The sequence below is a fragment of the Frankia alni ACN14a genome (genome assembly GCF_000058485.1).
GTDB lineage: Bacteria > Actinomycetota > Actinomycetes > Frankiales > Frankiaceae > Frankia > Frankia alni.
In genome coordinates, this window is record NC_008278.1 from 5,740,939 (window position 1) to 5,762,027 (window position 21,089).

16 protein-coding genes are annotated in these 21,089 nt (G+C 72.2%); 6 read left to right on the forward strand and 10 right to left on the reverse strand.

Going from position 1 to position 21,089, the window contains the following annotated elements; translation table 11 throughout:
* Positions 1–468: 468 nt before the first annotated feature.
* Positions 469–927 (forward strand): response regulator, encoded by a 459-nt coding sequence (locus tag FRAAL_RS23075; protein WP_041939671.1) that lies wholly within the window; start codon positions 469–471, stop codon positions 925–927.
* Positions 928–1,170: 243 nt separating this feature from the next.
* Here FRAAL_RS23075 and FRAAL_RS23080 read toward each other — a convergent pair whose 3' ends face one another.
* Together FRAAL_RS23080 and FRAAL_RS23085 are read right to left on the reverse strand one after the other, a co-directional pair.
* Positions 1,171–2,166 carry an SDR family NAD(P)-dependent oxidoreductase gene (locus FRAAL_RS23080; RefSeq protein WP_173402700.1) on the reverse strand — a complete coding sequence of 332 codons (996 nt, stop codon included), beginning with the start codon at positions 2,164–2,166 and terminating at the stop codon, positions 1,171–1,173.
* A gap of 397 nt (positions 2,167–2,563) precedes the next feature.
* Positions 2,564–3,661: an ABC transporter ATP-binding protein gene (locus tag FRAAL_RS23085; protein WP_011606385.1), complete on the reverse strand. Its 1,098-nt coding sequence runs from the start codon at positions 3,659–3,661 to the stop codon at positions 2,564–2,566.
* Between the two features lie 586 nt (positions 3,662–4,247).
* Here FRAAL_RS23085 and FRAAL_RS23090 point away from each other — a divergent pair.
* Together FRAAL_RS23090 and FRAAL_RS23095 are read left to right on the forward strand one after the other, a co-directional pair.
* Positions 4,248–5,444, forward strand: coding sequence for a TAXI family TRAP transporter solute-binding subunit (locus FRAAL_RS23090; RefSeq protein ID WP_011606387.1), 1,197 nt, complete (start codon positions 4,248–4,250; stop codon positions 5,442–5,444).
* A 187-nt stretch (positions 5,445–5,631) separates the two neighbouring features.
* Positions 5,632–6,519, forward strand: a complete 888-nt coding sequence (locus tag FRAAL_RS23095) for an effector-associated domain EAD1-containing protein (RefSeq protein WP_041939672.1) — start codon at positions 5,632–5,634, stop codon at positions 6,517–6,519.
* A gap of 184 nt (positions 6,520–6,703) precedes the next feature.
* On the opposite strand, the gene FRAAL_RS23100 is transcribed toward FRAAL_RS23095, so the two are convergent.
* From FRAAL_RS23100 to kdpF, 6 genes are all read right to left on the reverse strand, one after another.
* Positions 6,704–8,563 (reverse strand): serine/threonine-protein kinase, encoded by a 1,860-nt coding sequence (locus tag FRAAL_RS23100; protein WP_231861216.1) that lies wholly within the window; start codon positions 8,561–8,563, stop codon positions 6,704–6,706.
* A 218-nt stretch (positions 8,564–8,781) separates the two neighbouring features.
* A complete protein-coding gene (locus tag FRAAL_RS23105) occupies positions 8,782–9,516 on the reverse strand; it encodes a response regulator (protein ID WP_041940903.1) in 735 nt (244 codons plus the stop codon).
* Positions 9,517–9,557: 41 nt separating this feature from the next.
* On the reverse strand, positions 9,558–10,460 hold the full coding sequence (locus FRAAL_RS23110; protein ID WP_011606391.1) for a potassium-transporting ATPase subunit C: 903 nt from the start codon (positions 10,458–10,460) through the stop codon (positions 9,558–9,560).
* 3 nt (positions 10,461–10,463) lie between these two features.
* On the reverse strand, positions 10,464–12,737 hold the full coding sequence (gene kdpB / locus FRAAL_RS23115; protein WP_011606392.1) for a potassium-transporting ATPase subunit KdpB: 2,274 nt from the start codon (positions 12,735–12,737) through the stop codon (positions 10,464–10,466).
* Positions 12,737–14,500, reverse strand: a complete 1,764-nt coding sequence (gene kdpA, locus FRAAL_RS23120) for a potassium-transporting ATPase subunit KdpA (RefSeq protein WP_011606393.1) — start codon at positions 14,498–14,500, stop codon at positions 12,737–12,739. The genes kdpB and kdpA overlap by 1 nt, the downstream gene beginning before the upstream one ends.
* The gene (gene kdpF / locus FRAAL_RS23125) at positions 14,500–14,589 is read right to left on the reverse strand and encodes a K(+)-transporting ATPase subunit F (RefSeq protein WP_041939673.1); all 90 of its coding nucleotides are present in this window, start codon (positions 14,587–14,589) and stop codon (positions 14,500–14,502) included. The genes kdpA and kdpF overlap by 1 nt, the downstream gene beginning before the upstream one ends.
* Positions 14,590–14,847: 258 nt before the next feature.
* Here kdpF and FRAAL_RS23130 point away from each other — a divergent pair, with 258 nt between their 5' ends.
* The 3 genes from FRAAL_RS23130 (at position 14,848) to FRAAL_RS23140 (ending at position 19,343) form a co-directional block, all read left to right on the forward strand.
* Positions 14,848–17,430, forward strand: coding sequence for an ATP-binding protein (locus FRAAL_RS23130; RefSeq protein WP_041939674.1), 2,583 nt, complete (start codon positions 14,848–14,850; stop codon positions 17,428–17,430).
* A gap of 55 nt (positions 17,431–17,485) precedes the next feature.
* Positions 17,486–18,451 (forward strand): bile acid:sodium symporter, encoded by a 966-nt coding sequence (locus FRAAL_RS23135; RefSeq protein ID WP_157892194.1) that lies wholly within the window; start codon positions 17,486–17,488, stop codon positions 18,449–18,451.
* Between the two features lie 145 nt (positions 18,452–18,596).
* Entirely contained in the window at positions 18,597–19,343 is a 747-nt protein-coding gene (locus FRAAL_RS23140) for an SDR family NAD(P)-dependent oxidoreductase (protein WP_011606396.1), read from the forward strand.
* A gap of 161 nt (positions 19,344–19,504) precedes the next feature.
* Here FRAAL_RS23140 and FRAAL_RS23145 read toward each other — a convergent pair whose 3' ends face one another.
* Positions 19,505–20,239, reverse strand: coding sequence for a DUF4184 family protein (locus tag FRAAL_RS23145; protein ID WP_011606398.1), 735 nt, complete (start codon positions 20,237–20,239; stop codon positions 19,505–19,507).
* Positions 20,240–20,436: 197 nt separating this feature from the next.
* On the reverse strand, positions 20,437–21,084 hold the full coding sequence (locus FRAAL_RS23150) for a TetR/AcrR family transcriptional regulator (RefSeq protein ID WP_041939675.1): 648 nt from the start codon (positions 21,082–21,084) through the stop codon (positions 20,437–20,439).
* Positions 21,085–21,089: the final 5 nt, after the last annotated feature.

Consider the following 21,089-nt stretch of genomic DNA (forward strand, 5'->3'; position numbering starts at 1 on the left):
CCACCCGGAATTCGGCTGCCTTTGGCGATCCGCTGGTCGCCGGTGATCCGGTTATACCCGTAGCCGGCCGCTTTCCCACCGCCAACGCGCATCTCCGGTGGCGTTCTCGCGACCGGTTCACCCGGGAAGAACTCCACGTGCCGCGGCGAAACCCGACCGAACACCGGGCAGGCCAGCCGAGAGGCCTCCGCCGACGCACGGCCCGCGCTCACGCAGCGGGGCCGCCGCCACGCAGCGATCACCGCGCAGCCGATCACCGCCGATCGGCGCTCCCCCACGCGGCGGGACCGCCCGCCACGCGGCGACCTCGCCGGCCGGTGTGGTCGCGGGTCGCCGTGCGACGGCCGACGGCGGCCCCGGCCCCGACGGGCGCCGGCGGGCGAAGCGGGCTCCCGGTGCCGGCGGCTGCTTCCGGCGAAATGGTATTACCAGAGCGGATGACGGCAGATTCGGGCGTGAGGAGGTTCCGTGCCGGATTCGGCTCCGACCGAAGTTCTCCTGGTGGAGGATGATCCCGGTGATGCCCTGATGATCCAGGTGGCGTTACTGGACCAGGGAGTGCCGGCGCAGTTGCGGGTGGCCGCCGACGGTGTCGCCGCGATGACGTATCTACGCGCCCTCGGAGCGGGCCGAAGGGTGCGGCGACCCGATCTGATCCTGCTTGATCTGAACCTCCCGCGTCGGGATGGCAGGGAGGTACTTGCCGAGCTCAAGGCCGATGTCGATCTACGATCGATCCCCGTCGTCGTGCTCACCGCGTCGGCCGCGGAGGCGGACGTCGCCGCCTGCTACGACCTGCAGGCCAACGCCTTCGTCACCAAACCCGCCAATCTCGATCAGTTCGCCGAGGTGGTCCGCAGAATCGACGAGTTCTTCCTGACCGAGGTTCGCCTCCCCCTGCCTGACCAAAGGGCAAGGAATGTGTGACCGGCCGGGCTTTCGTCGTCGGCCGGGAACATCGGCTTGATACCTGACCTGCGGGTGACAGAACCCTGACCAACCACCCGGACGTTCCCCGGCCGCACCACGCGGCCGGGGCCGACCCTGGAGTCGCCCGCCGGCCGGATCCGTCTGCCGGCGGGCTGGCGGGCTGGCGGGGACGGGCGCCGGCCGACCTGGTGCTCCCGCACGCCGGCCCTTGATCACAGGTGGGTGCGCGCCCTGGCCGGATCAGTGACTGGCGGAGTCGTTCATGGCACCGCGGGCCGGAAAGGGGACCATGCTCGCCCCGCCGTCGACGAGCAGAGAGGCACCGGTGATGTAGGAGGCCTCCCGGGAGGCGAGGAACAACACCGCCGCGGCGATCTCCTCGGGCAGGCCGGCCCGACCGAGCGGGTAGGTGCTGGCCAGCGCGTCGGCCTGGGCATGGGTGAGGTGACCGAGCATCCGTTCCGTCACGGTCAGGCCGGGACCGACGACGTTGACCCGCACGCCGAGCGGGCCGAGCTCGCCGGCCAGGCCACGGGCGAACGACTCCAGATACGCCTTCGTGGAGCCGTAGGCGTTCAGGCCGGGCGAGAAGACCCGGTTCGCCGCACCCGAGGAGATGAAGATCATCCTCCCGGGAAGCTTCGATCTGGTCAGATGCGGCACCGCCGCCCTGGTGATCCAGTGCAGTGCGTGGACATTGCTGCGCAGCAGGTAGTCGAGCGTGTCGTCGTCGATCTCGGCGAGCAGGCCCTGGGCGTTGTCGGCGGCGCTGTGGACGACCACGTCCAGCGCCCCGTGCCGGGCGACCGCCTCGTCGAACATCGTCGCGACGTCGGCCCGTTCGGCCAGGTCGCCGATCACCAGGGAGGCCGACAGCCCCCGCTCGCGGAACTCGCGCACGGTGCGCTCGCCGTACCGCGCGGTCCGGGCGGCGACGACGACCGTGGCGCCCTCGACGGCGAACGCCTCGGCGATCGTCCGCCCCAGCCCGCGGCCGGCGCCGGTGACCAGGACGACGGTGCCGGCGAAGCGCCCCCCGACCGTCCCCGTCCCCTCCGGCTCCGTCGCTGATACAGGGGCCGCTGATACAGGGGCCGCGGATACGGGGGCCGCGGATACGGGGGCCGCGGACACGGGCGCCGCGGACACGGGGGCCGGCGACACGGCGGGTTCGGCGGCCGACGATCCGGCGGAGGTGGCGGATAAGCCGGTGGTGGCTTCCGGTGCTGCTGTCATCTGCTCCTCCTGGCTCTCAGGGATAGCCCACACGGCAGGCCCCAGGGATGAGGACCCCGACTGGCTCTCAGGATGGCTCTGCCTGGCATTCGGCGATGGGTCCAGCCCACGCCGGGGTGAGCGCCGCGACCGGTCCGCGCACCCGCATCGAGCGGCCGATCACCGAGGCGCGGTCTTCACCCCGGTGCCGGGCCGCCGTCTCCGGCGGCCCGCCGGCCGTGACCCGCAACACTGCTGAATCATATGATTCAACCGATTTGGAGGCTCGTTTGCCCACGGACGCCCGGCCGGGGGCGCTGCGCGGATCACCTCTCAGGGGCGCGCTCGGCCCACCCCGCGCCGGAACAGCCAGCGCGTCGAGGCAACCCGCGCGCGGGGACAGCAGGCCTGCGCCCGGTCAGCCGCGCCGGCCGACCCCGGTGGTGGCCACGGCATCTCCGCGGCCGCCATCCCCATTGTCGCCATCCCCGCGGCCGCCATCTCCGCCGTCGCTGTTGCGGCCGTCGCCGACCTTGTCGTCGCCGCCCACCGCCTGAGCCGCAGCGACCCCGATCGTCGGTGCGGGCGCCCGGCGCCGGGCGGCAGGGATCATCATCGGGGTGCCCGTCTCGGGATCGGGGATCACCCGGCAGCCGAGGCCGAAGGTCGTCTCGATCAGCGCCGCGGTGACGATCTCGGCGGGCGGCCCTTCGGCGACGATGCGGCCGGCGGCCATCACGACGAGGTGCGTGGCGTAACGGCAGGCCTGGTTGAGGTCGTGCAGGACGGCGACCAGCGTGCGGCCGTGGTTCTCGTGCAGGTCCGCGCACAGGTCGAGCACGTCGAACTGGTGGGTGATGTCGAGGTAGGTGGTCGGCTCGTCGAGCAGGAGGATCGGCGTCTCCTGTGCCAGCGTCATCGCGAGCCACACCCGCTGGCGTTGCCCGCCGGACAGCTCGTCGACGAACCGGCTCGCGAGATCGGTGACGCCGGTGACCGCCATGGCCTCGCGCACGACCTGCTCGTCGCGGGTGGACCACTGGCGCCAGATCGTCTGGTGCGGATACCGGCCGCGGCTGACGAGGTCGACGACGGTGACGCCGTCCGGCGCGATCGCGGTCTGCGGCAGCAGGCCGAGGCGCCGGGCGATCTCCTTGGACGGCAATGACGCGATCTGCGCGCCGTCGAGGCGCACCACGCCGGCGGCCGGGCGCATGACCCGGGCCAGGGCGCGCAGAAGGGTGGACTTGCCGCAGGCGTTCGGGCCCACGATCACGGTGAACGCGCCGTCGGGGATCCGCACCTCGAGGCCCTGCGCGACGACGCGACGGTCGTAGGCGAGGGTCAGCTCCTCGCCGAGCAGCCGGGCCGGCGGGCGGCCGGCATCGCCGGGAGCCGACGAGCCGTCGACCGGCGACGCGTCCGCAGCTGACGACACCTCGGCCGCCGACGACACCTCGGCGGCCGGCCAGGATCGGGCCGTCGGGCCGTGGCGCAGCCAGGGTACGAAAGCCACCCGTCCTCCCCCGTTGTCGGGCTGCCGCCGCCGGGTCCACAGTGCCGACGCCGGTACCTGTGTCGTGCCAACACCAGGGTCGACCAGGCGAAGCCCTCGAATGTTTGGTTAGGCTACCCTAAACCAGCGCACACGGCGATCTGATCGCCGAGGCGTACCGGGCCGGGCCGCAGGGGCCGGGCCGCAGGAGACGGGCGAGGACGCCCAGGACGATCCCGCTCGGACCGCGCCCGCTCGCAGTACCGCGTAAGGCCGTCCCGGCCCGGCGTTCCGGTCCACGGAACCGGAGCCGGGGTTCCGCCGGCGGTACCGCTCCCGACGTGCACGAGAAACGGCCCTGTGCCGCGCAACACCGGTCCGGCCGGACCTTCTCGGCCGGACCTACTCGGCCGGCACGAATCTGCGACCAGGGGAGGCAATTCCGCGGTGGCACCGGCGGGTTCGTCGAAGCTGCGCACAAGCAAGCATGAGCCGTCGAACCAGCATGGCGGAGAGGGCCACAATCGCCCCGCCGGTAGAGTGATGACAGTTCGGCACACTCTGGGCGGGGGCCACGAGGCGCACGCCGGGCCGGGGGGGCAGGGGCATGGCGGTCAGGGACCAGCCGGGGGATCACGCCCGGCGCTGGCTGGTAGTCATCGTCGTTCTCGCGGTGCTTGCTCTCGTGCTGGGCGGGCTGATTCTGGGGAAGCAGGGGAATCATCCGGAGCCCTCAGCACACAAGCGTTCCGACTGCGCCAGGGTGGATATTTTCACCGGCAACCAGCAGTCGCCGTACTGGCCTTTCGCGACGGCCCTGGCAGAGCAGATCAGCCTGGAACTGCCGGGAGTGACAGCAGCCCCGCAGGCGACTGACGGCGGTGCGGACAACCTCTATCATCTCCAGGAGAACGCCCGCTGCGGAATCGCTATAGCCAAGCTCAACGTGGCGGTGGACGCGACCTACGGAGTCAACCAGTTCGCACCTGGCCCGACCGGGGGAGCACGCGCCCCGAAACCTCAGAATCCGATAGCGGGCCTGCGGACCATCGGGCCGGCGTTCGACGACCTCATGCAGATCGTCGTCCGGGACCGGCCCAACCGGCCTGACCAGCCGAACATCACCGACGTGCACCAGCTCTGCGACCGCCCCCTCAGCGCCGGCCTGCCGCTGTCCGGCTCGCTGCAGCTGACCCAGGTCTTCTACCGCGAGATCTGCTCCACCGAACTCGACCTGACGAAGGTCAGGCAGGAGAAACTGCGAGATGGTTTCACGCACCTCAACAGCGATGGGCCCGACGCCGTTGATGCGGTCATCTGGGTGAACGCGACGCCGACGCTCCAGGTTCAGACGGAGATCCGGGAGCACCATGCTCACCTGCTCTCCATCTCACCGGGCGTGCGGTACGACATGAACGACAACTGGCGGGAGGTCTACCGGGAGCGGGCCGGCAGGAAATTCATCGACCAGGACGTGATCCTGCCCGGCACGATCTTCAAGGAGGACTACGGCCTCCCCCATGACGTCACGACCGTCGGTGTACCCAACGGCCTGGTGGTCCTGCAATCCGCCGACCCCGGCTTGGTGGCGGCGTTGGCCCGGATTCTGCTGTCGGAGGAGCGCCGGGCGCCGCTCACGGACGCTCTCTGGGGGCACCAGCCGAGGCACAACAAGCTGGCGGGTCTGGAGAGCTATCTGACGAGCCAGGCGTCCTCTCTGTTCTGCCTGGTGCCGTTGCATCCGGAAGCGGCCGAGGTCTACCATCGTTCGAAGCTCGAGCTGCCGGACTGCGGGAAAACGTAGGAATGTGCGTGGCTCCGACTCCCCGGAACGGCGGTACGTGAACGGACGTCGGCGTACGGCATGGTCTGTTGCGCTCGCCTCGGGCGGAACCGTGGCATCGATCTTCGCCGTCGCCTCGCCGGCATGGTGGCCTGGGCCGGGCGCGGTCCTCAGCCCAGTAGGGGTCGGGGCCGTCGTCGGGACGGCGATGGCGGCGTTCGCCATCGTGAGGTTGCAGCTCCCCCGCCGGCCGGACGGTCTCGTCGTGGTCCTTGCCGCGTTGCTGGGTGCGGTCGTCGGGGTGCCCGTGGCTCTTCTGCTCGGCGCCGGGCCAGAAGAGCCGAGCATCCTCCTCCCCGAAGCCGCGGTCGCCCTGATCTTCTCTTCCGTGGCCTGCCTCCGCCTGTCGGCTCAACCAGGCAGGAGGACCACCCCCGGCAAGCCGCCGCCTCGCCGGAAGGAGCGTTCTCGCATCATGACGGAATCCAGAGGTCCTCTGGAGATCGACTGGGCACGGGTCGAACAGCTCACCGGACCGGAGCAGGGCGAGCTCAGCAAGATTCTGTGCACCGTGTTCCCCAGACGATCGGATTTTGCCCGGTTCCTTCGGCACCGACTCGACCGTGTGCTCGACAACTACGTCGGCGATGCCGTCGGGATGGAAGCCGCCGTGTTCACGGTGGTCGAACAGGCGCAGGCCGCCGGCTGGCTGGCGCCTCTCGCCGCGAAGGCCTACGCCGAGCGTGCGAACAATCCCCTGATGCGAGCCTGGGCCGAGAAATATCGGAGCGGGGCTCCGGCGACCGCCGGAGGAACTCTTCCTGCGGGGCGCGGCTCGGCTCGGTTGACGACAGACCAGCAGATCAAAGCAGTCGCGCAGGCGTTTCACAATCCGACGCTCGCGGACGGGGTTCTGGCCAGGGCCGGGCTGCCCCGAGAGCGCCGACCGCCCTGGCAGGAGGACCTCACCCCCGAGCATTACTGGCAGTTGATCCACGACAGGATCATCCTCGGGGCCGCGAAGGACGTCACCTGGCGTCGCGTGCTCGAAGCCGCACACGAAAACCTTCCGGGGAATCCGAATTTCGAAGTCTAGGTTTGGTCAGTTTAGGTATTAGTTTAGCCTTGGTCAGGCTAGGTTTGGTCGGGTGGTGAGGGCACGTTCGGCCCTGGTTGCGATCGCCGTCGCGTCTCGCGTCGGCGGCGGCCCGTAGTCGACCCGGGGGTGGGCGTCACCGACGCCGTACCGGCTCCGCGACGCGGATCCAAGGACATGGCGTCTACGTCCAGTTCTGGTAGTTGTTGCCGCTGCAGGGCAGCGTGTAGGCCTGGTATCCGGTTCCGTTCGGGCTTTCGTGATTGCTGTCCAGGCAGTTTCCCGTCGCCACGTTGCGGAAGGCCTGCCCGAATCGGGTGCTCGACGCGACCGCCCACTGCTGGCCGGCGGACCCGTCGCAGGTGGTCGCGTACAGGGAGTCCGGGATCTGGGTGCCGTCCGCGGTGTGCCCACCGGCGGCGCTGGCCATACAGGTGCCGGTGTGGAGGTTGCGGAACCGGAGACCGTCCCGGGTCCACCGCTGCCAGTCGCCACCGTTGCAGTCGAGCGTGTAGATCCTGGCACCGTCGCTGTCGAGGCAGGCGCCGGTCGCGGTGTCGGCCCAGGACTTCGTCGCCGACTGGGCCGCGGGAGCCGCCGGGGCCGGTGCGGTCGCGGGATCGCCTGCGGTCCCGGCTGGCGGCTGCGACCTGGGTGCTACCGGTTCGGCGACGGGAACCGCATTGCCCGCCGAGACGTTCCCGGTGCCGGGCCCGGCCGCCGAACCCGGCGCCGGGCGCGACCCGGTTCCGGCGGCAGGCGCGGCCGGCCCCGCGGAACCGGGCTCGGCGGTGGCCGAGGATGCCTCAGCAGTGGCCGACGTCGCGCCCGCGGTGGCCGACGCCGCGGCACCGGTGACCGGGGATGTGCCGGTGGTGGCCGAGGACGCGGCCGCGGTCGACGGTCGGACGGGTCCGGGGTCGCTGGCCGCCAGGTTCTGACGAGGGGCTGGGTCCGGCCCGTCGCGCAACGTGCGCTCCAACGCCGTCGCCCCGAGGGTGAGGACCACCGCCACGACGGCGACGAAGACGGGCACCCGCCGCCAGTAACCGCCGTGCGCGTTTGACGCCACCGGGTCCGACGCCACCGGGTTTGACGCCACCGGGTCCGACACCACCGGGTCCGCTGTCACGGGGTCCGGCGGAGGTAACGGAGCCGCGGCCTGCGGACGGGCGGGGCCGGCCGGGGCCGGCTGCGGTCCGGTCGCGGCGGGCGGCGGCGAGCCGAGCGGCGGCTGGGCGGGGCGGCCCTCGAGTCCGGGCTGCAGCGCGCGCAGGTCCGCCATCCCGGGCCGGTCCGCCGGATTCTTCGCGAGCATGGCCGAGATGACGGCCCACAGCGCGTCGTCGAGGCCGGGGGGACGACCGGGCAGCAGATCGACGTGGGCGCGCATGACGGCCAGCGGCATCAGTCCGGCGAACGGGGTGACCCCGCTGAGCAGTTCGTAGAGCACGATGCCGGCGGCGTAGACGTCCGCGGGCGGACCGACCTCACCCCCGGAGACCATCTCCGGGGCCATGTACGTCGGCGTGCCGAGGATGCCCTGGCTGGTGGTCAGCTCGGTGGAGGCGTCCATCACGGCGGCGATGCCGAAATCGGTCACCCTGGGGTGCAGCGCCGGAGAGTCGCCGCCGAGCAGGACGTTCGCGGGTTTGAGGTCGCGGTGGACGATGCCGAGGTCGTGGGCGACGCCGAGACCGGTCAGAACGTCGCCGGTCAGGGCCACCGCCTCCGCCGGGGGCAGCGTTCCCCGGGAACGCAGGTACTGACGCAGGTCGGAACCCTCGATGAAGTCCATCACAATGGCCAGCCGGCCGTGCTCGGCGACCAGGTCCCAGACCTTCACCACGAACGGCGACTGAATGCGGGTGAGGACCGAACGCTCCCGCATGAACCGGGCGACTATTCTTTCGTCGGTGGTGAGTTCCGGCAGCAGGAGCTTGAAGGCGAGGACTCGTCCGGACTGGTCGTGCCCACGCCACACCTCCCCCATCCCACCCCGTCCGACCAGGGATTCCAGGGTGTAGGAACTGCCCAGCCTCATCGCCATGCCGTGTACCCACCGCTTCGTCCGCCTACGTTGCCGCGCTGACGAGGCAACAACATAGCCAACGGGGCGGTCACCGTTTCTTTCGGGCCAACCCTTTTACCAAGAAAAGGCGGCCGGCCCGCTGACCTGCAAAAACGGCATCTTCGAGCGATGATCCTCGGGGATCAGCACAGGCGCCGCCGACGCACCCGGCTCCAGCCACGCCGATTGCGTCACGGCTGGTAGCGGTAGCCCATGCCGGGTTCGGTGGTGAGGTGGCGGGGGCGGGACGGGTCGGGTTCGAGTTTGCGGCGCAGGCGGTTGACGTAGAGACGCAGGGACGAGGTGTCGTCGGCGTGGCCGGGGCCCCAGACCTGGTCGAGCAGGGACCGCGAGCTGATCAGCTTGCCGGGCTCGCGGACCAGGGTCGCCAGCAGCCGCCACTCGGTCGGCGTCAACCGCACCGACTCGGGAGTCGGCCCCGGCTCGGCCCCCTGCACGGACTCGCTGGCCGAGGGTGTCGCCGGGTCGGGGAGGGTGGTGACCGTCTTGGTGGCGAAGTCGATGCGGTGGCGGCCGAGGGTGATGACCGGACCGGTCTCGGCACCGCCGGCGCGGCGGGTGACGGCGCGGATGCGGGCAAGGAGTTCCTCGACGGAGAACGGCTTGGTCACGTAGTCGTCGGCGCCCGCGTCCAGGGCAGCGATCTTGTCGTGGCCGGAGGTGCGGCCGGACAGGACGATGATCGGAACGCGGGTCCAGCCGCGCAGGCCGCGGATGACGTCGATGCCGTCGAGGTCGGGCAGGCCGAGGTCGAGCACGACCAGGTCGGGCGGGTGGCTGGCGGCCTCGCGCAGCGCGTGGGCACCGTCGACGGCGGTGCGGACCTCGTGGCCGCGGCTGTGCAGGTTGATCCGCATCGCGCGCAGCAGCTGCGGCTCGTCCTCGACGATCAGGATGCGTCCCACCGGCTCCCCGCTCCCCTCGCCGCCCGACCCGGCCGCCGGGCTCACCGCCGCGCCGGGGTGAGCGCGTCCAGCGCCCGGTTGAGGCCGAGCACGTTGACCGCCGGTTCGCCGAGGAAGCCGAGGCTGCGGCCGGTCGTGTGATCCCGCACGAGCGCGGCGACCTGGCCCACGGGCAGGCCGCGGACCCGGGCGACCCGGCTGACCTGAAGGTCAGCGTAGGCGGTGCTGATCTGCGGGTCGAGGCCGCTGGCGCTGGCGGTGACCGCGTCCGCGGGGACGGCGGGGTGCGCGGGAGCGTCGCCGCGGATCAGGACGCGCCGGCCGGCGGCGATGTCGTCGGTCAGCGTCCGGCAGCGCACCGGCACGCCGGCGTAGGTGGCGAGGAACGGCCGGGCCGGGCACAGCTCGTCGACGCTGACGACCCGCGTCACCCGGCCGTCGTAGCCGGGCCCGGCGTGGTAGACGGCGAGCACGGCGCCGACCCCGGAGGCGGTGCAGTACGGCCGGCGGCCGTCGACGCCGTCGAGCGTCCCTACGGCCATGCTGCGGGCGCAGACCTGGGTGAGCAGGCTCTGCCGGGACTCGTCGGTGTCACGCGTGGCCGGGTCGTCGAAGGTGTCGACGACGTCCTCCGGGCCGAGGTTCGACGCGGACGTGGACGTCGGGTCGTAGCCGTCCCCGGCGGCCGACGGCCGGCTCTGGAAGTAGCGCGGCAGCGGGTTGCCGTTGGCGTCGGTGAACGACTGGCCGATCAGCGACGAGCCGAGCCGGCGGCCGTCGGCGCCGTGGACGAACGAGCCGTCGGCGCGGTGGTGCAGGCCGGGGAGCTGGGCGACGGCGAGGATCGCCAGCGGGTAGGCGAGGCCGACGACGACGGTGAACACGAGCAGGATCCGCAGGGCGGCCAGGTGCTGGCGGGCCCAGCCGGGCAGTCGCGCGAACATGGGTCAACCCACCCCCGGGATGAACTGGACGAGCAGATCGATGATCTTGATGCCGACGAACGGCGCGATGATCCCGCCGAGGCCGTAACGGGACAGGTTGCGCGACAGCAGGGCGGAGGCGCTGCTCGGCGTGTAGCGCACTCCGCGCAGCGCCAGCGGGATCAGGGCGACGATGACGAGCGCGTTGAAGATGACGGCGGACAGGATCGCCGACTCGGGGGTGGCCAGCCGCATGATGTTGAGCCGGTCCAGCCCGCCGTAGACGCCGGCGAACATCGCCGGGATGATCGCGAAGTACTTGGCGACGTCGTTGGCGATGGAGAACGTGGTCAGCGCCCCGCGGGTGATCAGCAACTGCTTGCCGATCTCGACGATCTCGATCAGCTTAGTCGGGTCGCTGTCGAGGTCGACCATGTTGCCGGCCTCCTTCGCGGCGGAGGTGCCGGTGTTCATGGCGACGCCGACGTCGGCCTGGGCGAGCGCCGGGGCGTCGTTCGTGCCGTCGCCGGTCATCGCGACGAGCTTGCCGCCGGCCTGCTCGGCGCGGATGAGGGCGAGCTTGTCCTCCGGGGTGGCCTCGGCGAGGAAGTCGTCGACCCCGGCCTCCTCGGCGATCGCCTTCGCCGTCAGCGGGTTGTCGCCGGTGATCATTACGGTGCGGATGCCCATCCGGCGCATCTCGTCGAACCGTTCCCGCATGCCACTCTTGACGACGTCGGCGAGCTGGATGACGCCGAGGACCCGGGCGTGCGCCGCCGGGCCGGCGCCGGTGATCTCCCCTACGACCAGCGGCGTCCCGCCGGCGGCGGAGACCCCGTCGACGATCTCGCCCAGCTCGGCGGGGATCGTCCCGCCGGCCTGGCGCACCCAGAGGATCACCGCGCTGGCCGCGCCCTTGCGGATCCGCCGACGCCTCTGCCCGCCGGCCCCGCCCACGCCCGCGCTCTCGACGCCGTCGGCCGGGTCGGCGAGGTCGACGCCGGACATCCGGGTCTGGGCGGTGAAGGGGACGAACGTCGCCGTGCGTAGCTCGCCGGGTGAGCGTTCGCGCAGGCCGTGGTGCTCCTTGGCGAACACGACGACCGAACGGCCCTCCGGCGTCTCGTCGGCGAGCGAGGACAGCTGCGCGGCGTCGGCGAGGGCGGCCGCATCGATCCCGCCGACCGGGAGGAACTCCCGGGCCTGACGGTTGCCGAAGGTGATCGTGCCGGTCTTGTCGAGCAGCAGCGTGTTGACGTCGCCGGCGGCCTCGACCGCCCGGCCGCTCATCGCGAGCACGTTGCGCTGGACGAGCCGGTCCATCCCGGCGATGCCGATCGCGGACAGCAGCGCCCCGATCGTGGTCGGGATGAGGCAGACCAGCAGGGACGCCAGCACGATGCCGGTGATCCCGTGACCGGTCAGCGCCGCCGAGTCCGGGATGGCGGGCTGCTGCGCCTTGGTGAAGATCGCCAGCGGCTGCAGGGTGGCGACGGCGAGCAGGAAGATGACGGTGAGCGCGGCGAGCAGGATGTTCAGCGCGATCTCGTTCGGGGTGCGGCGCCGGTCGGCGCCCTCGACGAGGCCGATCATCCGGTCGATGAAGCTCTCCCCGGGCTGCTGGGTGATCCGCACGACGATCCGGTCGGAGAGCACCCTCGTCCCGCCGGTGACCGACGACCGGTCGCCGCCGGACTCGCGGATCACCGGCGCGGACTCCCCCGTGATCGCCGACTCGTCGACGCTGGCGATGCCCTCGACCACGTCCCCGTCCCCGGGGATGAGCTCCCCGGCGGCCACGACGACGATGTCCCCGCGTACGAGCCCGGGCGCGGGCACCTCCTGCACCGAGATCCGCTCCCCCGCGGCGAGAGCCCCGGCGGCGATCTCGGCGTCGGAGGGGGCGGCCTGGCCGGGCGACCAGCCGGTCAGACGGCGGGCGATCGTGTCGGTGCGGGTGCGCCGCAGCGCCGCGGCCTGGGCCTTGCCGCGGCCCTCGGCGACGGCCTCGGCGAGGTTCGCGAAGACGACGGTGAGCCACAGCCAGACGGTGATCAGCCAGCCGAACACGGACGGGTCGGCGATCGCCAGCACGGTCGTGAACGCCGCACCGACCTCGACGATCAGCATGACCGGGTTGTGCCACAGCGTGCGGGGGTCGAGCTTGCGCAGGGCCGCGGGCAGCGAGCGGCCGAGCTGGCGCGGGTCGAGCAGGCCGCCGCCGACCCGGCGCGGCCCGCCCCGGCCCCGGCCCGGCCGCGGCGCGGCGCCGGGCGGGGCGATGACGGTGGTGGTCATCAGTGGATCCCTTCCGCGAGCGGGCCGAGGGCGAGTGCCGGGAAGAACGTCAGCGCAACGATGATCAGGGCGATGGCGCCGAGCATCCCGGCGAACTGGGGCCGGTGCGTCGGCAGCGTCCCGGCGGTCGCCGGTACCGGATGCTGGCGGGCGAAGGAGCCGGCCATCCCGAGCACCAGCAGCATCGGCAGCAGCCGGCCGAACAGCATCGCCAGGCCCAGCGCGGTGTTGTACCAGGTGGTGTTCACGCTGATGCCACCGAACGCGGAGCCGTTGTTGTTCGCGGCCGAGGTGAAGGCGTAGAGCACCTCGGACAGTCCGTGCGCCCCGGAGTTGAGCATGCTGGCCCGCTCACCGGGCAGCCCCATCGCGACTCCGGTGCCGAGCAGGGCGATCGCCGGCGTGGCGAGGAAGTACAGGGAGGCGAACTTGATCTCTCGGGAGCCGATCTTCTTCCCGAGATACTCGGGTGTTCGCCCGATCATCAACCCGGCGACGAAGACGGTGACGACGGCCAGCACGAGCATTCCGTAAAGGCCGGATCCGGTGCCGCCGGGCGCGACCTCGCCGAGCATCATGTTGAACAGCAGCGTCGCGCCGCCGAGACTCGTGTAGGAGTCGTGGAAGGAATTGACGGCGCCGGTGGAGGTCAGCGTCGTCGCGCTGGCGAACAATGCCGAGTTCGGCACGCCGAACCGGGTGTCGGTGCCCTCCGTCGCCGCGCCGACCGCGACCGGCACCGTCCCGTGGTGCGCGGTCTGGAAGGCGGCGTTCACCGCGAAGCTGCCCAGGGCCAGCACCGCCATGACCGCGACGATCGCCAGCCCCTGGCGGCGGTCGCCGACCATCCGGCCGAAGGTGCGCGGCAGCGAGAAGGCGATCGCCAGCAGCAGGAAGATCTCGACCAGATTCGTCCACGACGTCGGGTTCTCGAACGGGTGCGCCGAGTTGACGTTGTAGAAGCCGCCGCCGTTGGTGCCGAACTCCTTGATGGCCTCCTGGCTGGCGACCGGCCCGCCGGTGATCGTCTGATGGCCACCGGCCAGCGTGGACACCACCCGGTTGCCGTGCAGGTTCTGGATCGCCCCGCCGGCGACGAGCACGATCGCCGCGATCACGCAGACCGGCAGCAGGATCCGGATCACCGTCCGGGTGAGGTCCACCCAGAAGTTGCCGAGCTCGTCACCGGTGCCGATCACGTCGTCCCGGCTGCCGGCGCCCGGCCCGTTCGGCCCACCCGGCCCACCCGGCCCGTTCGGACCACCCGGACCGCCCACAGCCACCGGCGCGCGGCGCCGCGCGAAGCCGCGCACCACCGCGATCGCCACCGCGATGCCGACCGCCGCGGAGACGAAGTTCTGCACGGCCAGGCCCGTCATCTGCACGGTGTGGCCCATGGTCGACTCGCCGGAGTACGCCTGCCAGTTGGTGTTCGTCATGAAGCTGACCGCGGTGTTCCAGGCCAGCGCCGGCCCCACCGCGCCGAATCCGAGATTCAGTGGCAGATGCTCCTGGACGCGCTGGAGCAGGTACAGCAGCAGCACGCTGACCAACGAGAACGCCAGCACGCTGCGGGCGTACACCGGCCACCGCTGGCCGGTGTCGGGATTCACCCCGGTCAGCCGGTAGATCGCCCGCTCGACCCGCAGGTGGCGTTTCGCCGCGAACACCCGGTACATATAGTCACCGAACGGACGGTAAGTGACCCACAGCGCGGCGACGAGCAGCGCCACGGCCAGCACGCCGGCCACGGACGTCGACATCAGAACCGCTCCGGGAACAGCAGCGCCGCGACGACGAATATCCCCAGTGCGATCGCCAGCACCAGTCCGGCGATGTTCTCCGCATTCACAGCCTTTCGACCCCTCGCAGCACCAGCGCCAACAGTGCGAAACATCCCAGCGTCAGCAGGACGTACACCACGTCTTGCATGCGCCCCTCCTTCGTCCCGGCAGGGGCCCAGTAAAGCGCGACGAAAACCGAAAAGGGTGATCGCTCACACGTTTCTCACGCCGTCCGGCCGGTTTCTCACGGCCCGCTAACACCGATCTTGAAAAAGCGGCCTGTCCGGACCTTCCGATGCTTCCCGCCCAGGCCGGACGGGCGCACCATGGGTGGCGTGCCACGCGGAACACTGCGCATCTACCTGGGGGCGGCGCCCGGGGTGGGCAAGACCTACGCCGCCCTCGACGAGGCCCGCCGTCGCCGGGACCGGGGCACCGACGTCGTCGTCGGCCTGGTCGAGACGCACGCGCGCCACCACACCGCCGCGATGCTCGACGGGTTGGAGGTGATCCCCCGCCGGTTCGCCGAGCACCGCGGCGCCACCTTCACCGAGATGGACCTCGACGCGGTGCTGGCACGGCGCCCCGCGGTGGCGGTCGTCGACGAACTCGCCCACACCAACGTCCCCGGCAGCCGCCACGCCAAGCGCTGGCAGGACGTCCAGGAGCTGCTCGACGCCGGCATCGACGTCATCTCCACCGTCAACGTCCAGCACCTGGAGTCGCTCAACGACGTCGTCGAGACGATCACCGGGGTGGCGCAGCGGGAGACCGTGCCCGACGCGGTGGTCCGCGCGGCGAGCCAGGTCGAGCTCGTCGACATGGCCCCCGAGGCGCTGCGGCGGCGGATGGCCCACGGCAACATCTACGCCGCGGACAAGGTCGACGCGGCGCTGGCCAACTACTTCCGCCCCGGCAACCTCACCGCCCTGCGCGAACTCGCCCTGCTGTGGCTGGCCGGCAAGGTCGACGACCAGCTCGACCGGTACCGGGCCGAGCACCACATCGGCGGGACGTGGGAGACCCGCGAGCGGGTCGTCGTCGCGCTCACCGGCGGTCCGGAGGGCGAGACCCTGATCCGCCGGGCGGCCCGGATCGCCTCCCGGACCAAGGGCGCGGAGCTGCTCGCCGTGCACGTCGCCCGCTCCGACGGCCTCACCGGCGCGGACCCCGCGGCCCTGGCCGGGCAGCGGGTGCTCGTCGACAGCCTCGGCGGCAGCTTCCACCAGGTGATCGGCGACGACGTGCCGACGGCCCTGCTCGACTTCGCCCGCGCGGAGAACGCCACCCAGCTCGTCCTCGGCGCCAGCCGCCGCGGCCGGCTCGCCCGGATCCTCACCCCCGGCATCGGCGTCACCACCACGAACCAGTCCGGGCCGATCGACGTGCACATGGTCACCCACGCCGAGGCCGGCACCGGCTGGCGGCTGCCGCGCGTGCGCAGCGGGCTGACTCCGCGCCGCCGGCTCGTCGCGACCGCGCTCACCCTGGCGCTCGTCCCCGCCCTGACCGCGGCGCTGGTCCAGGGCCGCGGGACCCTCAACCTGGCCACCGAGATGCTCGGCTACCTGATCGTCGTGGTGTCGGTGGCGCTGATCGGCGGGTTCTGGCCGGCGCTGCTGTGCGCCCTGGCCAGCTCCCTGCTGCTGAACTACTACTTCACCCCGCCGCTGCACCACTGGTCGGTGGCGGAGGGCAACAACGCCCTCGCCCTGGCCGGCTTCGTCCTGGTCGCGACGATGGTCAGCCGCGTCGTCGACCTCTCCGCCCGCCGCTACGGCCAGGCCGCGCGCGCCGCCGCGGAGGCGACGACCCTGTCGATGCTCGCCGGCAGCGTGCTGCGCGGCGAGGACGCGCTGCCCGCCCTGCTCGACCGGGCCAGGGAGACGTTCGCCATGACCTCGGCGACCCTGCTCGAACGCGACGGCGACGGCTGGCGGGCCGTGCTCAGCGTCGGCCCGGACCCGTGTTCCCGGCCCGAGGACGGCGCGGTGGACGTCCCCGTCGGCGACACCCTGGCCCTGACGCTCACCGGACGGCCGCTGCCGGCCGCGGACCGGCGCATCCTCGCCGCCTTCGCCGCCCAGGCCGCCGTCGCCCTCGACCAGCGCCGCCTGGCCGAGGCCGCCGCGCGGGCCGTGCCCATCGCCCAGGCCGACCGGGTCCGCGCCGCGCTGCTCACCGCCGTCAGCCACGACCTGCGCACCCCGCTCGCCGCCGCCAAGGCCGCCGTCACCGGCCTGCACTCGACCGAGGCCGTGCTCAGCCGGGACGAACGCGACGAGCTGCTCGCCACCGCGGAGGAGTCCCTCGACCGGCTCACCCGGCTGGTGGAGAACCTGCTGGACATGTCCCGGCTGCAGGCCGGGGCGCTGAGCGTGTTCCCCCGCCCGATCGGTCTCGACGACGTCGTCCCGCACGCGCTCGACGAGCTCGGCCCGCCCGCGCGCGCCATCGCCATCCGCATCCCCGACGACCTGCCGACGATCGACGCCGACCCGGCGCTGCTGGAACGAGTGCTGGTGAACCTCGTCGGCAACGCGCTGCGCCACGCCCCGGCAGGGCGTCCGCCGGTCATCACCGCCAGCAGCCTCGCCGACCGGGTGGAGCTGCGCGTGGTCGACCACGGACCCGGCATTCCCGCCGACCACCGCGACCAGGTCTTCCGGCCGTTCCAGCGGCTCGGCGACCGGGACAACACCACCGGTGTCGGCCTCGGGCTCGCGCTGTCCCGCGGGCTGACCGAGGCGATGAACGGCACCCTGACCCCCGAGGACACCCCCGGCGGCGGCCTGACGATGGTCGTCAGCCTCCCCGCCGCCGAACCGCCCCCGTCCCTGACCGCCCTCGACGACGCCGAACTCGGCCCGGCCACCCGTTCGCCGGCCTCCGTCGACGACCTCGCCTGAAACCCGCCGCCGGTACAACGGCGTGGGGACGGTGCATCGGGCGGAGAGGGGACGGGTGCGGGAGCGGATCGCGGCGGCGCTGGAGCGGTGGCAGGTGCCGATCTACCTGGGCGCGATCGCCGTCGGCGCGGCCGCGGGTCGGGCGGTTCCCGGGGCCGGGCCGGGGCTGGCGCACGCGATCAACCCGGCGCTCGGGGCGTTGCTGTTCGTGACGTTCCTGCAGGTGCCGGCGGCGGAGCTGGCGCGGTCGCTGCGGGCGGGACGGTTCCTCGCCGCGGTGCTGGTCGTCAACTTCGTCGTCGTTCCGAGCGTCGTCGCCGCGATGCTGCCGGTCCTGCCGGGCGAGCGGGCGGTGCGGCTCGGGGTGCTGCTCGTCCTGCTGTGCCCGTGCGTCGACTACGTGATCGTGTTCAGCGGGCTCGCGGGGGCCCGCGCCGGCGCGCTGCTGGCCGCCACGCCGGTGCTGCTGGCCGCGCAGATGCTGCTGCTGCCGGTGTTCCTGCTGGCCTTCCTCGGCCCGGGGCTCGCCGACGTCGTCGAGATCGACCCGTTCCTCGCGGCGTTCGGCGGCCTGATCGTCGTCCCGCTCGCGCTGGCCTGGACGGTGCAGGCGTGGGCCGCGCGCCGGCCCGCGGGCGCGGCGTTCGCCGGGGCGGCCGGGACGGCGATGGTGCCGCTCATGGTCGTCGTCCTGGGCTCGGTCGTCGCGTCGCAGACCCCGAAGATCGACGACGACCTCGCCGAGGTGGCCGCCTTGGTGCCGGCGTACGTCACCTTTCTCGTCGTCATGGCGTTCGCCGGGCTCGGGGTCGCCCGGCTGTTCCACCTCGACGTCCCCGCCGCCCGGGCGGTGGTGTTCAGCGGGGCGACCCGCAACTCGCTCGTCGTGCTGCCGCTGGCACTGTCGCTGCCCGACCGGTTCGCGATCGCCGCCGCCGTCGTCGTCACCCAGACCCTCGTCGAGGTCGTCGGCATGATCGTCTACGTCCGGGCGATCCCCCGCCTGCTGCCCGACCGGTGATGCGCCCGACCGCTCGGTGACGTGCCCGTCCGGACGGGCGATGTGAGCAGACAGACGCTGGCACGAACGGGTAGGTACGCCCTTTCCGAGCAGGATGAACGTGCAGGACAACAGCGTTCACGGGGATGGTCACGAGGGAGTCGTCATGGCATTCGATGGAGCGGGAGTCGTCGTCACGGGGGCGGGTTCGGGGCTGGGTCGCGCCGTCTCGCTGCGGCTGGCGGCCGACGGTGCTCAGGTCGTGGTCTCCGACATCGACGAGAAGGGCGGTCAGGAGACCGTCCGGCGCATCGCCGACCAGGGCGGCAAGGCGACCTTCGTGGCGTCGAACGTCGCCGACCCCGCCAGCGTCACCGAGCTGTTCGACACCGCCGTGTCGGTGCTCGGCGGCCTCGACATGGCGGTGAACAACGCGGGCGTCGCGCACGCGCCGACGGACCTGCACCTGCTGCCGGTCGAGGACTGGGACCGGGTCCTCGGAGTGGACCTGCGGGGCGTGTTCCTCTGCATGCGCGCCGAACTCGGCCACATGGTCGACGCCGGGCACGGCCGGATCGTCAACATGGCGTCCAACGCGGGGGTGAAGAACGCGCCGTCGATGGCCGGATACACCGCGGCCAAGCACGGCGTGGTCGGCCTGACGAAGAACGCGGCGCTGCAGTACGCCCGGCGCAACATCCGCGTCAACGCGGTGTGCCCCGGCACGATCCTCACCGAGGGGCTCGCCGGCTACGGACCCGAGCAGCAGGCGGAGTGGGCCTCGCTCGTCCCGATGGGACGCATCGGCACCCCGGAGGAGGTCGCCGGGTCCGTCGCCTACCTGCTCTCCGACGAGGCCGGCTTCATCACCGGCCACTCCCTGCTCATCGACGGCGGCCTCATGTGGGACTGACCGCCGCGACGCAGCCGGTGGTCGGGTGACGGCGGTCGGGGGCACCCGCCGCCGGCAGCGCGGCTGCCTGGAGGACCTCGTCGTCAACCACGTCAAGGGCAACGTCGTCAGCATGCACTCCGGCGCCGCCTGAGCGACCGGACCGCCACCACCGGCGCGGGCTACTCGACGGTCGGCCCGCGCGTTGCCGCCTGCCAGCCGACGGCGACGACCAGCAGCCCGGCCACCAGCGCCATCACCCCGGTGACGACCCCGTGGAAGGTGACGGCGTGCAGCCCGTGCGGCACGTACGTCAGGCCGACGACACTACCTACACCCGCGGCGACGACCACCACCGCCGGCAGGACCACCGACTCCGACGGATGCCGACGCGGCCGCCGCGGCCCCCGTGGCAGTGCCCGCAGGTGGGCGGCGATCGCCGCCGCGACGACGACCAGCCCGGCCGCACTCATGCCGTACTGCGCCCACTTGTAACCAGGCAGGGCGCCGTGCTCGGCGCGCAACCATGCCACCTGCCGGACGCCCCACCGACCTTCGTGGGTGAAGTCGTCCCAGACGACATGGGTCGCCGCCCCCACGGCCGCGGCCACCGGTGCCAGCAGCCACTGGCGTCCCGTGAGCCGCGCTCGCGCAGCCAGCCGCAACCGAACCGGACCCGGGGCGAGATCGACCAGGGCGTCGCGAGTGAGATGGAACCACACCCCCAACGCGACCAGCGACAGCACCGGAGCGACGGTCACGACACCGAGCAGGCTGTGCGTGAGCCGGTAGAACTCCGGCCACCCGAAGAACACCGGCACGTCGGGAACCATCGACCCGGCCACCATCGCGCTCATCGGCAGCCCGACGCGCCGCAGCGGCAGCACCGCCGCCGGATGACTCAACGTGAACGGCACCCTCAACCCCACAACGCGCAGATCGGCACGGCGAAGGTCCCCGGTTCCGCCCGAACACCACCGAATCGCACCCTCCGACACTAGCCGGTAGGCAGGCGCCCCTCGACGGACCCCGCGCGGCTTCCCTTGCCCTTCTGGGGGACGAATCGGACGCCGAACCCCCCACAAGAGCAAGGAAGTGCCCGCGGCCTGCCCGACTACCGACGGACAGCCGGGCGGCCACCGTCGGCGTCCGGACGGCGGGCATGGCCGGCGACGGTGCCGAACAGGGTGGTGCGCAGAGCCGGGCCGAGGGTGCGGACTATTTCATCAACGGTCATGGAGGCGAGCGGTTCGACGGCCAGGAGGTAGCGGGTGAACACCAGGCCGCCGAGCTGGCCGACGAACGCGCCCGCGCGGTGGCGGGCGTCGGCGCCGCTGAGGCGGTCGGCCAGCCGGTCGACCATCTCCCGCTGCAGGCCGCCGCGCAGCAGCGTCGCGAGCTCGGGGTCGGCCGCCGCCGCGCGGACCGCGGTGAGCAGCGGCAGGCCCGTCTCGGGCCGGTCCCAGCCGACCACCAGGGCGCGGATCGCCCGCTGGGGCAGGGACTCCAGCTCGCCTTCGAGCAGGCCGGCCAGGACATCCGCGGGGTTCAGGGTGAGCTGCAGGACGGCGGCGAACAGGCCACGCTTGGAGCCGAAGTAGTAGCTGATCAGGGCCGCGTCGACGCCGGCGTCGGCGGCGAGCGAGCGCATCGTGACCGCCTCGTAGCCCTCGCGGCGGAACCGATCCCGGGCGACGGCGAGAATCTGGGCCCGCACGTCGGGGCTGCCGGGCCGCCGCCCGCGCCGCGGCGAAGAATTCATCACGG

Bases quoted from the DNA above. Each gene is read 5' to 3' on its own strand.
- FRAAL_RS23080 (WP_173402700.1), bottom strand. From the start codon at position 2,166: ATGACAGCAGCACCGGAAGCCACCACCGGCTTATCCGCCACCTCCGCC.
- FRAAL_RS23090 (WP_011606387.1), top strand. From the start codon at position 4,248: ATGGCGGTCAGGGACCAGCCGGGGGATCACGCCCGGCGCTGGCTGGTA.
- FRAAL_RS23095 (WP_041939672.1), top strand. From the start codon at position 5,632: ATGGCGGCGTTCGCCATCGTGAGGTTGCAGCTCCCCCGCCGGCCGGAC.
- FRAAL_RS23100 (WP_231861216.1), bottom strand. From the start codon at position 8,563: ATGAGGCTGGGCAGTTCCTACACCCTGGAATCCCTGGTCGGACGGGGT.
- FRAAL_RS23110 (WP_011606391.1), bottom strand. From the start codon at position 10,460: ATGTTCGCGCGACTGCCCGGCTGGGCCCGCCAGCACCTGGCCGCCCTG.
- kdpB (WP_011606392.1), bottom strand. From the start codon at position 12,737: ATGACCACCACCGTCATCGCCCCGCCCGGCGCCGCGCCGCGGCCGGGC.
- kdpA (WP_011606393.1), bottom strand. From the start codon at position 14,500: ATGTCGACGTCCGTGGCCGGCGTGCTGGCCGTGGCGCTGCTCGTCGCC.
- FRAAL_RS23130 (WP_041939674.1), top strand. From the start codon at position 14,848: ATGGGTGGCGTGCCACGCGGAACACTGCGCATCTACCTGGGGGCGGCG.
- FRAAL_RS23140 (WP_011606396.1), top strand. From the start codon at position 18,597: ATGGCATTCGATGGAGCGGGAGTCGTCGTCACGGGGGCGGGTTCGGGG.
- FRAAL_RS23150 (WP_041939675.1), bottom strand. From the start codon at position 21,084: ATGAATTCTTCGCCGCGGCGCGGGCGGCGGCCCGGCAGCCCCGACGTG.